Source organism: Dysgonomonas sp. HDW5B, from assembly GCF_011299335.1.
Lineage (GTDB): Bacteria > Bacteroidota > Bacteroidia > Bacteroidales > Dysgonomonadaceae > Dysgonomonas_A.
In genome coordinates, this window is record NZ_CP049858.1 from 3,824,631 (window position 1) to 3,840,121 (window position 15,491).

Annotated in this window: 7 protein-coding genes; all 7 read left to right on the top strand. The window is 37.9% G+C overall.

Annotated features, from left to right (window positions below; all coding sequences use genetic code 11):
* Positions 1 to 7 precede the first annotated feature (7 nt).
* The 7 genes from G7051_RS15590 (at position 8) to G7051_RS15620 (ending at position 15,487) form a co-directional block, all read left to right on the top strand.
* Positions 8 to 3,373 carry a TonB-dependent receptor gene (locus tag G7051_RS15590; protein WP_166201711.1) on the top strand — a complete coding sequence of 1,122 codons (3,366 nt, stop codon included), beginning with the start codon at positions 8 to 10 and terminating at the stop codon, positions 3,371 to 3,373.
* Positions 3,374 to 3,412: 39 nt separating this feature from the next.
* A complete protein-coding gene (locus G7051_RS15595) occupies positions 3,413 to 5,371 on the top strand; it encodes a RagB/SusD family nutrient uptake outer membrane protein (RefSeq protein ID WP_166201713.1) in 1,959 nt (652 codons plus the stop codon).
* A 71-nt stretch (positions 5,372 to 5,442) separates the two neighbouring features.
* Positions 5,443 to 7,137: a polysaccharide lyase gene (locus tag G7051_RS15600; RefSeq protein WP_166201715.1), complete on the top strand. Its 1,695-nt coding sequence runs from the start codon at positions 5,443 to 5,445 to the stop codon at positions 7,135 to 7,137.
* A 164-nt stretch (positions 7,138 to 7,301) separates the two neighbouring features.
* Positions 7,302 to 7,949, top strand: a complete 648-nt coding sequence (locus G7051_RS15605) for a DUF3826 domain-containing protein (RefSeq protein WP_166201717.1) — start codon at positions 7,302 to 7,304, stop codon at positions 7,947 to 7,949.
* An 81-nt stretch (positions 7,950 to 8,030) separates the two neighbouring features.
* Positions 8,031 to 11,165 carry a DUF6298 domain-containing protein gene (locus tag G7051_RS15610; protein WP_166201719.1) on the top strand — a complete coding sequence of 1,045 codons (3,135 nt, stop codon included), beginning with the start codon at positions 8,031 to 8,033 and terminating at the stop codon, positions 11,163 to 11,165.
* A 5-nt stretch (positions 11,166 to 11,170) separates the two neighbouring features.
* The gene (locus G7051_RS15615; protein ID WP_166201721.1) at positions 11,171 to 12,115 is read left to right on the top strand and encodes a glycoside hydrolase family 43 protein; all 945 of its coding nucleotides are present in this window, start codon (positions 11,171 to 11,173) and stop codon (positions 12,113 to 12,115) included.
* 54 nt (positions 12,116 to 12,169) lie between these two features.
* The gene (locus G7051_RS15620; protein ID WP_166201723.1) at positions 12,170 to 15,487 is read left to right on the top strand and encodes a glycosyl hydrolase family 65 protein; all 3,318 of its coding nucleotides are present in this window, start codon (positions 12,170 to 12,172) and stop codon (positions 15,485 to 15,487) included.
* The last annotated feature ends 4 nt before the right edge of the window (positions 15,488 to 15,491 follow it).

Here is a 15,491-nt window from a genome sequence, read left to right on the forward strand (position 1 = left end):
TATAAAGATGAGATTTTGTCTCAGAAGTATATTTTGGCTTTTATTGACATTGTGTACAGTTCCTCAAATTCAAGCTAAACCAGAGGAATCAGGCATTTCCCAACAACAAAATAAAGTTTCGGTTTCAGGAACTGTTGTTGATGAAAAAGGTGATGCTATTATTGGAGCCAGTATTATCGAAAAAGGAACTAATAATGGTATAGTAGCCGATTTAGATGGAAAATTTAATATCAATGTTGCTCCCAATGCAACTCTTCAAATTTCTTATCTTGGATATATAACTCAAATGGTGCCGGTAGCGGGAAAACGAAATCTGTCTATAATTATGCAGGAAGATTCCCGGAATCTTGATGAAGTTGTAGTAATCGGGTATGGTAGCCAAAGAATAAAGGATGTAACAGGATCTATTGTACCTGTAGATATGAAACGAATCGAAGAACTTCCTGTAACCAGTATAAGTGAAGCCTTACAAGGACAAATTCCCGGACTCTCGGTTACCGGAGGAAGTACTCGTCCCGGTGTGGCTGCATCATTGAGTATTCGCCAGCCATTTACATTATCGAAAGATGGAGGTAATCAATTGCCATTGGTAATTATCGATGATATGATCCAAACCGATCCAGCAACCGGATTAGCAACATTAGAGCAGTTCAATATGCTTGATCCTTCAGAAGTCGAAAGTATTACAGTGCTACGTGATGCGAGTGCTGCAATTTACGGATCCAGAGCATCTCAAGGTGCTATTGTCGTGAAGACAAAAAGAGGTAGAGAAGGAGCTCCTAAAATTTCTTATTCCGGAAAGTTTATGAGAAATGATGCTGTTGGTCATACAAAAACATTAAATGCTCATGAATATGGCGTTTTTGCAAATAGCTTTTTGCGAGCCAGTGGAATTACAGATGAAGCAAATTTATATTCGGACAGTGAATTACAAGCTATGAAATCTTTAGATTATAATTGGCTTGATAAAGCATGGTCTGCTGCAACTGTTATGCAACATTCATTAAATGTGAGTGGGGGATCAAACAAAGCTACCTATTTTGCAGGAGCATCTCTATTAGATCAAGGAGCGAATTTAGGAGATCAGGATTTCAAAAGATGGACTTTCAGGTCGGGGGCAGATGTCAAATTAGCCTCAAATTTTAAATTAAGTGCTATTTTATCAGGTAATAATGGTAAACAAGAAAAATCATTTACCAAGATAGTTAGTGGATTGAATGATGGAAGTTATGGTTCTTTGGCAAGAGGAGAACAAGCCGATTATGGTATTTTAGCCCATATACCTAAATATATACCTTGGAGTCAAACTATTAATGGTGTTGAACAATGGGTGTCACCGGCATTGGGACCGCATAAAGTTTCAGGAACTCAAGTTACATCTAATCAAATAGCTGCATGGAACTATTTCGGATTATTGGATAATGGATCAATACAAACAAACGAAACTTTCAGCTATAGTGCCAACTTCGCATTAGAATATAACATTCCTTTTGTAAAAGGCTTGTCAGTAAAAGGAACCTATGCCCGCAGCCACTCGTCGAGCAATACAGAACAAGTGCAGATGCCTTATACATTAGCACTTGCCACGAATACAAATGCAGCAGGTACTCACTTATATACAGACCAAACTGTTTGGAGTGTGAAAGAAAATAATAAAAATTCACGTGTTGTTTATTCTGATGTAATTGGTAAAAGTGAACAAATGAACTTTTATGTAAATTACGATGGCGTTTTCGGATTGCATAATATATCAGCAATGGCTTCTGTAGAGCGTTCTGAAACTAATGTACAGAATAAAACCATATTTTATAACAACCCTATTCCCGGTGGATATATCGGAGGCAGTTCTTCTGCGGGAACGTTAGATCCGGCTTTTACGGAAGTAAAACGCTCTGAAACAGGGACATTGTCGTATCTGGGACGTGCAAGTTATAATTATGCAGGTAAATATCTGGCTCAAGTACTGTTTCGTGCAGATGCATCGACCAAGTTTGCTCCCGAAAATTACTGGGGATTTTTCCCAACCTTGTCTTTAGGATGGAGTATATCTGAGGAATCGTGGTTTAAAGATAATATTAAATGGATTGACTTTCTGAAAGTTCGTGCATCTGTAGGAAAGACCGGAAAAGATAATATTAAAGCATGGAAATGGTTACAGCTTTATAATTATGCCTCAGACAAAGGGCTTGGCTTTGGAACTTCAGGTGGCACACTCGGACCGGGTGTCACACCAAGTGCAACCCCCAATCGTAATGTACGCTGGGATACAAGTATGAAGTATAATGCGGGACTTGACTTTAATGTACTGGATAACCGTTTGTCAGCAAGTTGGGATTTCTATTTTGACAGAAATACAAATATCTTGATGTCTTTAGCAGGAGAAGCCGGTGTTCCCATTTTTGTTGGCGGAGGTTTTGCCGAACAAAACTATGGAGCTATTGATGCATGGGGTACTGAAATATCGATTAACTGGCGTGATAAAGTAGGTGATTTTCATTATAATATAGGTTTAAACTATAGCTTTAATGACAATAATGTTCGTAAGTATCCGGAAGCTGGAATTGGTTATCCATCGGATAATACCACACGAGTTGGTAGTTCTACCATTTTTCCTTCATGGGGATTTAAAACATGGAAAGGCACAAGCAGTGGAGATGGTATACTTCGTTCCGACAGCGATATTGATGCATACTGGAATTATTTGACTGATTTAGCTGCGGCGGCAGGTACTACTCCTTCTTATTTAGGAATAACCGATAAGTCGAAGATTTATAAAGGTATGCTTGCTTATCAGGATTTAAATGGAGATTTAAATAAAGAAGACGGCTCATTAGCGGGACCTAATGGTCGAATCATTGAAAGTGAAGATTTCGCTAAACTAGTAAAAAAGAATAGATCCGAGGGTTTTGTCACCAATTTTGGACTAAACTGGAAGGGATTAAGTTGGGCTGCTCAAATCGAAACATCTTGGGGTGGATATAACGCCATTGATAATGTGAAGCAGGGAACTTCTTCCAATCAAATGCTTTGGGCACACGAGGCATATTTAAAAGATATGTTTGATGAAGATAATAATATAAACGGAAGATATCCTAATCTTGCTTACTATGCACAATCAACGGGCTACGCTTCCGATTTTTGGCAAGTTTCATCTTTCAGATGTTTTGTAAGAAGTATGAGTGTTGGTTATACTATACCTAAACACGTATTCGCTAAAACAGGTATCGATAATGCTAAAGTAAGCCTTACAGGTAATAATCTTTGGGATTTTTATAATCCATACCCTAACAATTATCGTAACAGATACGACAATTCATCAGCTGTTTATCCGACTCTGAGAACATGGGCTTTGGGTGTAAATCTTACATTCTAATAAGATAAATATTTACCTAAATTAATTAAATGACTAATTATGAATAAAAATAAAATATGGAGTCTGACTCTATTCCTCTCACTGGTATTAGCAGGCTGTAGTGACCAGTTTTTAGAAGATAAGAAGAACTTTGATTCATTTGATGAATCCATCTTTACAAATGAAACGCAAACCAGTTGGTATATTGATAGAATATATTATGATTTTTTTGCAGGCTATAATTCACCTATAAAAACATTAGTCGGAAGCTATTCTGATGACAAAAGCAGAATGACGGAAGAGATAGGTGGAACTATCAATAACCTGATTAACCCTGGAAAAACACTCGAAACTTCGGCCGATTGTCCTACCTATTTTGGAGCTCAATTAGTTGCTAATCCTCAAAACCACCCATATACACGTATTAGAAACTGTAATATTTTGATAGAAAAAATGGATGTGGTTGGTGCAAGCCTTCCTGAAACTTTTCGCAATAATGCAAAGGGACAGATGTACTTCTTTCGTGCTCTTCAATATTTCGATCTGGTTCGCACTTATGGTGGAGTACCCATTGTCACTGAAGTACTGAATGCCTCATCTACGGATGAGAGTATTAAATACCCGCGTGCTACAACATCTGAATGTATTGCACAAATCATAAAAGATTTGGATAAAGCCGCAGAGCTATTGCCTACAGAATGGGTTGCTTCATCAGGATATGGAAGATTTAATAAAGCTGCAGCTTTGGCTATGAAGAGCCGAGTTTTGTTAACTCATGCAAGCCCTTTATTTAATACAGATTGGGATAATGCAGGAAATCAACGCTGGCAACTGGCTTTGGAAGCTGGACTTGCTGCCGAGAAAGAATTGTCGTCAATGGGATACGGCTTGTACGGAAATTCTGCAAAAGATTGGCAAAATATGTTTTTGATTGATAATAAATTCTGTTCGGAAGTTATTATGGTACAAATGTGTTCACCGGCTACAAGTGCAGCAATAAATAATGGTTGGGAAAAATCGATCAGATTATCAAGCCAAAGTGGGAGTGGCGGAGTACCGGCTCCTAAAGAAATGATTGATTTATTTCCTCTGGAGAATGGAGTACGTCCAACTAAATCGAACGGTTATGATGAAACAAATTTCTATTTGAACAGAGATCCCAGATTCTATCGTACGTTTGCCTTTTCGGGATGTAAATGGGGACATAAAACGAATGCCAATGTTGTTGTTTGGGCATATCGCTATAAAAAAGCTGATAATAAAACAATTGTTTATGCCGATGGCAATCAGTTGAAGAGTCCTGCATTTGTTCGTAAAATGTCCAATCCTGTTGCCGATGATAACTCCTTTGAATATTCAGGAACTGATATCTTTGAATACCGTTATGCTGAATTATTATTGAATATTGCCGAATGTTATGCAGCTAAAGGAGATATTGCCAATTGTACTGCTTATTTAGGGAAAATCCGTAAACGTGTTGGCATTGCATCGGCTAATAATTATGGAATAGGAACCTTAGCAGATAAATATGCTGCAATTGAAGCATGTTTGTACGAACGTCGTATCGAATTAGCTTACGAAGGAAAACGTTTCTGGGATGTTCAACGTTGGATGTTGTATAATGATGATGCTTCTGTAAATAATAATACTTGTGCTAAATTAGGAATAAAACCAATTAATGGAACAACACGTACCGGTAATCACTGGCAAGCTATTGCAACAGGTAATACTGACCCGATAGCATCTATCAGGGGGACTATATCAATAGATCCTGACGCTTCTAACTTTAAAGACCAATTGAATGCTTTGGCTAAGTTTTATGCAGATAATTTCACATTAGTATCTCCTGAAACAGCAATGGATGTAGATGGTAAAAATCCGGTAAATATCCTTTGGAGACAAAACTATTATGTGTTCGGTCTACATACTACCGTATTAACGAATAACTCGTGGTTAGAACAAACTACAGGTTGGAAAGATCCTTTCGGTGCTATGGGAACATATAATTTTCAAAAATAACAAAGCTATTATTTATTCAGGGAGGAGAGAAAATCCCTTCTCCCTAATATAATTATGAAAATAAAAAGCGCATGAAAAAAAGTGTAATTCTAGGGGTCGGAGCAACAGTATTGGCTTGTGTATTCAGTTCACCCGTGCTAGCCCAATATCCCAAAATTTCTGCTGAAGTCAAAAAAGAATCAGAGGCAATGCTAAATGAAGCAGAACGTCTGTCAGACATTGCTTGGGAAAAAGCTTTGCCAATTATTGAACAACAAGCAAAAGAAGGACGCCCCTATATTCCGTGGGCTGCACGTCCAACCGACCTGCCACAAGCTGAAATACCTGCCTTTCCCGGAGCCGAAGGTGGTGGAGCATATTCGTTTGGAGGACGTGGTGGTAAAGTGATAGTAGTAACCAGTTTAGAAGATAGCGGTCCCGGAACCTTCCGTGAAGCTTGCGAAACAGGCGGTGCACGTATTGTTGTATTTAATGTAGCCGGAATTATCAGGTTAAAAACTCCTGTTATTATTAGAGCTCCTTATATAACTATTGCAGGACAGACTGCTCCGGGCGATGGGGTTTGTATTGCAGGGGAGACTATTTGGGCAAATACTCACGATGTTGTTGTGCGCCATATGCGTTTCCGCAGAGGTGAAACTTATGTGGGCAGACGCGACGATTCTTTTGGCGGAAATCCGGTCGGAAATATTATGATAGACCACTGCTCAACTTCGTGGGGATTGGATGAAAATATATCGTTTTATCGTCATATGTTTAATCCGGGGGACGGAACCAAAGATTTGAAACTTCCAACAGTAAATGTTACTATTCAGAATACGATATCGTCTCAGGCATTAGATACTTATAACCATTCTTTTGGCAGCACATTAGGCGGTGAGAACTGTACTTTTATGCGTAATCTTTGGGCTAATAATGCAGGTCGTAACCCTTCTATCGGCTGGAACGGAGTTTTCAACTTTGTAAATAATGTAATCTATAACTGGGTACATCGTTCGGTAGACGGTGGTGATTATACAGCTCTTTATAATATGATAAATAACTATTATAAACCGGGTCCGTTAACACCAACTGATAAACCTGTGGGACATCGTATTCTTAAACCGGAAGCCGGACGCAGCAAGTTAGGCTATTTTGTATTTGGCAGGGTATATGCCAATGGTAATATCGTGGAAGGTAACGAGGCTGTTACAAAAGACAATTGGAACGGAGGTATTCAGGTTCAGGAACAAGAAAATACCGAAGGATATACTGCAAATATGAAATGGGACAAACCATTTCCGATAGACAATCCGTTCCCGATTATGCCTGCAAAAGAAGCTTACAATTTCGTGATGGATAATGTTGGGGCTACTCTTCCTAAACGTGATATTGTAGACCAACGTGTTATCGAACAAGTTAAAACAGGAAAAGTATATTATAAAGAAGGTTTAAATCCCGAAAGTTTTTATCAATTCGAACATCGACGTTTGCCAGCCGATTCTTATAAGCAAGGTATTATAACTGATATAGAACAAGTAGGTGGGTATCCTGAATACAAAGGCACACCATACAAAGATTCTGATGGTGATGGAATGCCCGATGCTTGGGAGATTAAATACGGATTGAATCCGAACGACCCTTCAGATGCTATAAAAGATATGAATGGAGACGGATATACAAACATCGAGAAATACATCAACGGTATAGATCCGAAGAAAAAAGTGGATTGGAAAAATCCAAATAACAACCACGATACTTTAGCTAAAAGAAAGAGTTTATTTTAGGTTTAATAATAGTTTTGATTTGAAGGTAACTGTACAAGCCTCGGCGGTACAGTTACCTTTCTAAAGTTGAAATATTAATTATCGTTATTATACTTACCAGAGCAATAAAGAGGTCTGAGACCTTAAGTTTATTTTTTTATTATATTTACTAGAAATCTGTATCTATGAAATCACTTATATTATTTATTTCCGTTTTAATATCCTTATCTGCTTTTAGTCAGGACAAAGAGGCCGAATATACTAAAGTATTGACCCAAAGAGCTGAAAAGATAGTTAATACTCTTGATATTAAAGATAAGACTGTTTTTTATGCTATAACAAAAATTATCGTTACCCAATATAAAAGTTTGGGAGAATTACATGACAAATCGGATGCTAACGTCAAAAATGTTAAGCTGAATATAACAGATAAAACAACAAAAGAAAATGCTGTTAAAGCATTGGAAACCGAATTGAGCGCAGACTTATATAATTTGCATTGTACATATATAGGAGCTCTTTCAGCTTATCTGACAAATGATCAGATTGAAAAAGTAAAAGATGGAATGACTTATGGGGTGGTACAAGTTACTTATACCTCATATCAAGATATGATCCCTTCATTAAAGCCCGAAGAAAAAAGACAATTATACGCATGGTTAGTGGAAGCCCGTGAACATGCTATGAGTGCACCATCTTCGAAGGAGAAGCACGAGTGGTTTGGAAAGTATAAAGGACGATTTAATAACTATCTTTCGAAACAAGGATACGATATTCAGAAAGAAAGACAAGCTTGGCAAGAACGTCTAAAAGCTAAAGGAGGAACATTATAAAGTCGCAGAGCTTTTTATTACTTAGAGCTTGTTTTTTATTTACAAAATATATAAAAAGGTTTATGACCTTAAAATTAGTTTATGAATAAGATATGTGTTTGTTTATTGATCTTTTTAGCTGTGGGAATAAACGGATTCTCTCAAGGTAAAAAGAACGCTCCTAAGCCGATACCACCTATAGTATTTAAAGATGGTATTCTTTCTTATATGACTGATAATTTGGGTAATAGAGTTCCTGATTTTTCGTATTGTGGTTATAAAGCATCTGAAGAACCAATTCCGACTATTGATGCAAAAATATTTGTAACATGGCAAGACGGCGATGCAACTGATCTCCTTCAAAATGCAATTGATTATGTCGGCTCGCTACCTCTGGATAAGAACGGATTCAGGGGAGCTATCTTATTAGATAAAGGCTCTTTTAAGATTGAAGGGCAATTGAAAATCAGACAATCAGGAATTGTACTGCGAGGTAGCGGTGTAGGAGAGAATGGTACACGTCTTATTGCAGCAGGAAAAGACCGTCGCACATTAATTCGTGTTTTAGGACAAAATGATAAACAGCTAGACACCCCGATTAAAATATCAGACACTTATGTACCTGTAAATTCATTCTCGGTTACTTTGTCAGATAAACATGGATTAAAAGTTGGAGATAATATATTAATTCAAAGACCATCGACAAAGGAATGGATTGAAGAACTCGGAACAGATCACTTTGGAGGCGGTATCACATCATTGGGATGGAAACCATCGGAGCAAGATATTTACTGGGATAGAACAATTACCTCAATTAATGGAAATAAAATAACCTTTGATACTCCACTGACAACAGCATTAGACCGGAAATATGGAGGCGGTTTTATAATTCCTTATACATGGAATGGTCGAATCTCTAATATCGGGATCGAAAATTTATCTTGTATTTCAGAATATGATATAAATAACCCTAAAGACGAAGCACATGCCTGGATGGCAATAACAATGGAGAATGTTTCCGATGCGTGGGTACGTAGTGTTATTTACAAGCATTTTGCAGGATCGGCGGTAGCAGTTCTCGAATCCGCAAAACGTGTAACAATAGAAAATTGTAAATCGCTCGCTCCCATTTCTGAAATAGGGGGACAACGTAGATATACATTCTTTACATCAGGACAACAATGTCTGTTCCAACGATTGTATGCTGAACAAGGATATCACGATTTTGCACTGGGATTTTGTGCCGCAGGCCCAAACGCTTTCGTTCAGTGTCATTCCGAATTACCTTATAGCGTTAGCGGCCCTGTTGATAGTTGGGCTTCGGGAGTATTATTTGATGTAGTCAATATAAACGGTAATGCGTTAAGTTACAAAAACAGAATGCAGGAAGCACAGGGTGCAGGCTGGAATGCCGCAAATAGTGTATTCTGGCAATGTACAGCGTCTTTGATGGAATGTTTTACTCCACCTACGGCTCAAAACTGGGCATTCGGTTCATGGTCTGAATTTTCGGGAAATGGTTATTGGAAGGAAAGTAATAATCATATAAATCCCAGAAGCTTGTATTATGCTCAGTTGAAAGAACGTTTGGGAGATAAATATATCGACCGATCTAATCTATTAGCTGTGGAGACGGAAGCATCTAGTTCACCGTCAATAGAAGTTGCTCAGGAATTGACTAAAAAAGCTAATGAAGTACCTTTAACTCTTTCGGAGTGGATAGATACTCTTATTTCTGAAAATAGGATACCTATCGAAAGATCAGGTGTTAAGCTTTTTGAGCAAAAGAACAAAATATTTATAGGCAAACAAATGGCTGCCAGACCTTCATTATCTGTAAAAAATGGATGGTTAGTAAGAAATAACACAATTCAAACAGGAGGAAAACATAATATACAGTGGTGGAATGGAACAGTTCAACCCTCTTATCTAAGAAAGTCGGCTAGTCCTCATTTGACACGTTTTGTACCCGGAAGAACAGGGACAGGACTAACAGATGATATTGATTCCGTAGGTAGTTGGATGAAAAAAGAAAATATACTTGTCTTAGATCATAATTATGGCTTGTGGTATGATCGCCGTAGGGATGATCACGAACGCATCCGCCGTATCAATGGCGAAGTCTGGCCTCCTTTTTATGAGCAGCCTTTTGCCCGTAGTGGAGAAGGTACGGCTTATGACGGGTTAAGTAAATATGACCTGACAAAATACAATGACTGGTATTGGAGGCGGCTTCGTCAGTTTGCTGATTTAGCAGATAAAAACGAATTGATCTTATTCCATCAGAATTATTTTCAACATAATATTATCGAAGCAGGGGCACATTGGGCGGATAGTCCGTGGAGACCTGCAAATAATATAAATAATACAGGATTTCCGGAACCTGCACCTTATGCAGGTGATAAGCGTATCTTTCTGGCTGAACAGTTTTATGATATAAATCATCCTGTAAGAAGAGAATTGCATCGTGCTTTTATTCGTAAATGTTTGGATAATTTCAAAGGGAATAATAGTGTGGTTCAACTAATCAGTGAGGAATACACAGGGCCTCTTCATTTTATGGAACTCTGGTTAGATATAATAGCTGAATGGGAAGCCGAAACAGGAGAGAAACCTCTTATCGCTCTCAGTGCGACAAAAGATGTGCAAGATGCCATTTTGGCTGATCCTGTCCGTTCAAAAGTGGTCGATATTATTGATATACGTTACTGGTTTTACCGTGAAGACGGCACAACTTATGAGCCAAAGGGAGGATTAAATCTTGCCCCACGCCAACATGCTCGTTTGACAAAACCTGGAAAGGTCTCATTTGAATCGGTTTATCGGGTAGTGAACGAGTATAGAACAAAATATATGGATAAAGCAGTTACTTATTTTTCGAACTCTTATCCGCAACAAGCTTGGGCTTCTTTTATGGCAAGCGGTTCTTTGGCTAATTTGCCTCGAATTGCTAATGAACGTTTTTTAGAAGCAGCTTCTTATATGAAACCTATGCCTGAACTGAATAGTACAAATCAATATGTGTTGGGAGACAAAACTAAAGGCTTCATCATATATAGTAGTAATTCGACAATAGAATTAGATTTATCTAAAGTAGCAGGTAAATTTATTGTATACAAAGTTAATCCTGTAGATGGTTCAATGGTAAAAGAAAAGAATGAAATAAAAGGAGGAAATCCTATTAAATTAAAGAACTCTGATGCTAAAGACGCAGTTATCTGGCTGCAAAAAAAGTAAGGTCTATGAAAAAAATAATTTTATATATATTAAGTCTGTTTTTCTTTATATCCTGTAATACAGGAAAAAAGGAAGCAGAAAATACGACTCCCGAAAAAGAAGTGTACTTGTTTACTTCTTTTCATGAACCGGCTAACGAAGGGCTTCGATTTCTTTACAGTTACGATGGCTATAAATGGGATAGTATTCCGGGAGTATTTTTAAAACCCGAAGTAGGTGTGCAGAAAATAATGCGTGATCCCAGTATGGTTCAAGGGGCTGATAGCACATTTCATTTGGTTTGGACTTGCAGTTGGAAAGGCGATCCGGCATTTGGATATGCTTCTTCTAAAGACCTTATAAATTGGTCGGAACAACAATATATTCCCGTCATGGCATTCGATACAACTACTGTAAATGTGTGGGCTCCCGAGTTATTTTATGATGACGAGAATCGAGATTTTATTATTGTCTGGGCTTCAACTATTCCATTCAAATTTGAGAAAGGAGTAGAGGCAGAGGACAATAACCATCGTTTATACTACACAAAAACAAAAGACTTTAAGGAGTTTACCAAAGCAGAATTACTTTATGATCCCGGATATAGCTCTATTGACGCTGTGATTGTTAAGCGTGATTCGGCCGATTATGTTCTGGTATTCAAAGACAATACACGTCCTGAACGGAATATGAAGGTTGCATTTGCCAAAACTCCGACAGGAGAGTATATAAACCCTTCTGCTCCTTTTACAGGTAATTTTACAGAAGGCCCTTCGGTTGTTAAGGTAGGCGACGAATGGCTTATCTATTTTGATGCTTATGATAAAAAATCTTACGATGCTGTATCAACGAAAGACTTTAAGACTTTTACTGATATAAATGATAAAATTTCGATTCCTGTAGGACATAAGCACGGAACTATATTTAAAGCTCCCGAAAGTGTTTTAACTAAACTTAAAGCAGCTAAATAGGTAACCGTATTTTTAAATTGAACAGGCTTTTATCTGTAGCCTTAAATGATTATTATGAAAAAGAAATCAATTATACTATCGTTACTTTCTCTGAGTATCATTTTTTTGTCTAATGCCCAGGAGGGAGTTTATTATACGGGAAAAACCTTGTCTAATGTGAATTATCACAACGGACGATTAAATCCTGCTGTGGGTACTCACAATATCCAAACTATGCGTGCTAATCGTGAGCATCCCGAAAAAGGAGATGGTTTCGGTTGGACTTACAACCATCAATCTTTCCTTGCATATTGGAACAACACATACTATCTTCAATATCTGAGTGATTCTGTTGGTGAACATATTCCACCGTCTCATACATTATTGCAAGCGTCTAAAGACGGCTATACATGGACTAAACCCGAAATTGTTTTTCCCCGATATAAAGTGCCCGATGGTACAATTAAAACCGGATATAATGGTGTAGCAAAAGATTTATATGCTATTATGCACCAACGAATGGGATTTTATGTGTCAAAAAGTAATCGCTTGTTGACTGTGGGTTTTTATGGTATCTGTTTAGATCAAAAAGACGATCCGAATGATGGTAAAGGAATAGGGCGTGTGGTGCGGGAAATAAAAACCGATGGAAGTTATGGACCTATTTATTTTATCCATTATAATCCGTCGTGGAACGAGAAAAATACTGCATACCCTTTCTATAAAAAGAGCAAAGATAAAGCCTTTATTGCTGCTTGCGACGAGTTAATGACTAACCCTTTGATGATGATGCAATGGGTTGAAGAATCGGATAGTAACGATCCTCTTATTCCTTTAAAAAAGAAATACAAAGCATTCAGTTATTACCATTTAAATAATGGTGATGTTGTCGCTCTGTGGAAGCATGCTCTTACAACGATAAGCAAAGACGGAGGTAAAACATGGCCGGGAAATGTAGCCCGTGCAGTTGGTTTTGTAAATAGTAATGCGAAAATATGGGGACAAAGAACCTCTGACGGAAAGTTTGCCACGGTTTATAATCCCTCTGAATTTCGTTGGCCTTTGGCAGTTTCAACCAGTGAAGATGGGTTGAATTATACCGATTTATACTACGTTCATGGAGATATAACAGCGATGCGTTATGGTGGAAACTATAAATCGCGTGGTCCTCAATATCCTCGAGGTATTTTGGAAACTAACGGAACGCCTCCCGATGGCAATATCTGGATGACATACAGTGTAAATAAAGAAGATATCTGGGTAGCAAAGATTCCTGTACCCGTAACCGATAAGGCTATCATCCATGCTGATGAAACCTTTGATTTGATGCCTCAGGGCAAAGAATTAGACACATGGAATATTTACAGTGCGTTATGGGCTCCTGTAAAGATTGAGAAACGATCTGATAATAAACGCTGGCTTTCGTTGAAAGACTGGGATCCGTTCGATTATGCAAAAGTAGAAAGAGTAATTCCCGAATCAAAAAATTTAGAAGCCTCTTTCGCTGTTCTGGCTGCTCAAAACAAAACAGGAAATCTCCAGATTGAGTTTCAAAATGCTCAGGGAGATGCCTGTACACGCATTATTTTTGACAATGACGGTTTGATAAAGCTAAAGACTGGGGCAAGATATGCAACTTTACAGCCTTATGAAGCGGGTATTGTATATGATATCAAAGTGTCTTTGTCGACTTTGACAAGAAGCTTAACAATGAAAATCAATGATAAAGATATTTCTACAAAATTGTTTTTCAATCCAATAGAATCTATTCAAAGAATTGTATTCAGAACAGGAGATTTACCATCTGATCCGACACCCAATGATCCGGCTGACAGGGATACCGATTTACCTGATGCAGGAGCGGAAGATACTAAAGCAAAATATTATATTTCATACTTGAAAACCTCCGATCCGTCTAATCATTCAGTCATTTTAAATATAAATGATTATAAGCATTATGCGGATTATTTCAATACAATGGAGGATGAAAATATAGCACAAGCTATACCCAATGCACAGTCTTGGGAGTGGATGAAAGCCAATATACCCTTGTTTGAATCTCCTCAAAAGAATTTCGAAGAGATGTTTTACTACAGATGGTGGTCTTTAAGGAAGCACATCAAAGATACCCCCGAAGGTTATGTAATGACCGAGTTTTTGGTTGACAGATCTTATGCCGATAAATACAATTTAATTTCTTGTGCTTTAGGACATCATATCTATGAAAGCCGATGGTTACGTGATCCGAAGTATTTGGATCAATATGTACATGTCTGGTTTAGAGGAAACGAGGGTAAACCTATGGCAAAGCTTCGTAACTTCAGTAGCTGGACAGCCGATGCCCTGTATAATAAATATTTGGTGGATGGAGATAAAAATTATTTGCTGGATATGTTTCCCGATTTGGAAGCTGAATATACAGCATGGGAAGGAGATCACCGATTGCCAAGCGGATTATATTGGCAGGGAGATGTTCAAGATGGAATGGAAGAAACCATAAGTGGCGGACGTCGTAAGAAATATGCCCGACCAACTATTAATTCCTATATGTTTGGCAATGCAAAAGCATTATCGGAGGTTGCAAAATTAAAAGGAGATAATAGTGCTGCAAAAAAATACGAGGAAAAGTCTATCGAAATTAAGAATCTGGTACAAAATCAACTTTGGAATCAAGACAGTACATTTTTTGAAACACTAAGAGAGCCCGGAAAATTTGCCTTAGTGCGTGAAGCTATCGGCTATCTTCCCTGGTATTTTAACTTGCCTGATAATAAAGCAGATTACGCAAAAGCATGGGCGCAAGTAAAAGATGAACGAGGCTTTTGTGCTCCTTATGGACTCACTACAGCAGAACGTCGTCACCCTGAATTTCGTTCTCATGGATGCTGTAAATGCGAATGGGATGGTGCTATCTGGCCTTTCGCTTCTTCTCAAACTTTGACAGCAATGGCTAATCTGCTGAATAACTACAAACAAGATGTTGTAAATGATAGTGTTTATTTTCGCCATTTGGAACTATATGTAGAAAGTCAATACCATAGAGGCAGACTTTATATAGGAGAGTACCAAGATGAAGTGACGGGTTATTGGCTCAAAGGTGATCAGGAACGTAGCCGTTACTATAATCATTCTACTTTCAATGATTTGATTATTTCGGGATTAATCGGATTAAAACCCCGTCCGGATAATACACTGGAAATTAATCCTCTGATTCCACAAGATAAATGGGATTGGTTCTGTTTAGATAATGTCCCTTATCATGGTAAGAATGTGACTATTGTTTGGGATAAAACAGGAGGTAAGTACAAAAGAGGAAAAGGATTCTATATCATGCTCGATGGCAAAATGGTTGCCAAATCTGATAAATTAGAACGATTAACTTATAAAATGTAATCAG

Coding starts and splice junctions, on each gene's coding strand:
- G7051_RS15605 (WP_166201717.1), top strand. CDS start 7,302: ATGAAATCACTTATATTATTTATTTCCGTTTTAATATCCTTATCTGCT.
- G7051_RS15590 (WP_166201711.1), top strand. CDS start 8: ATGAGATTTTGTCTCAGAAGTATATTTTGGCTTTTATTGACATTGTGT.
- G7051_RS15620 (WP_166201723.1), top strand. CDS start 12,170: ATGAAAAAGAAATCAATTATACTATCGTTACTTTCTCTGAGTATCATT.
- G7051_RS15610 (WP_166201719.1), top strand. CDS start 8,031: ATGAATAAGATATGTGTTTGTTTATTGATCTTTTTAGCTGTGGGAATA.
- G7051_RS15615 (WP_166201721.1), top strand. CDS start 11,171: ATGAAAAAAATAATTTTATATATATTAAGTCTGTTTTTCTTTATATCC.
- G7051_RS15595 (WP_166201713.1), top strand. CDS start 3,413: ATGAATAAAAATAAAATATGGAGTCTGACTCTATTCCTCTCACTGGTA.
- G7051_RS15600 (WP_166201715.1), top strand. CDS start 5,443: ATGAAAAAAAGTGTAATTCTAGGGGTCGGAGCAACAGTATTGGCTTGT.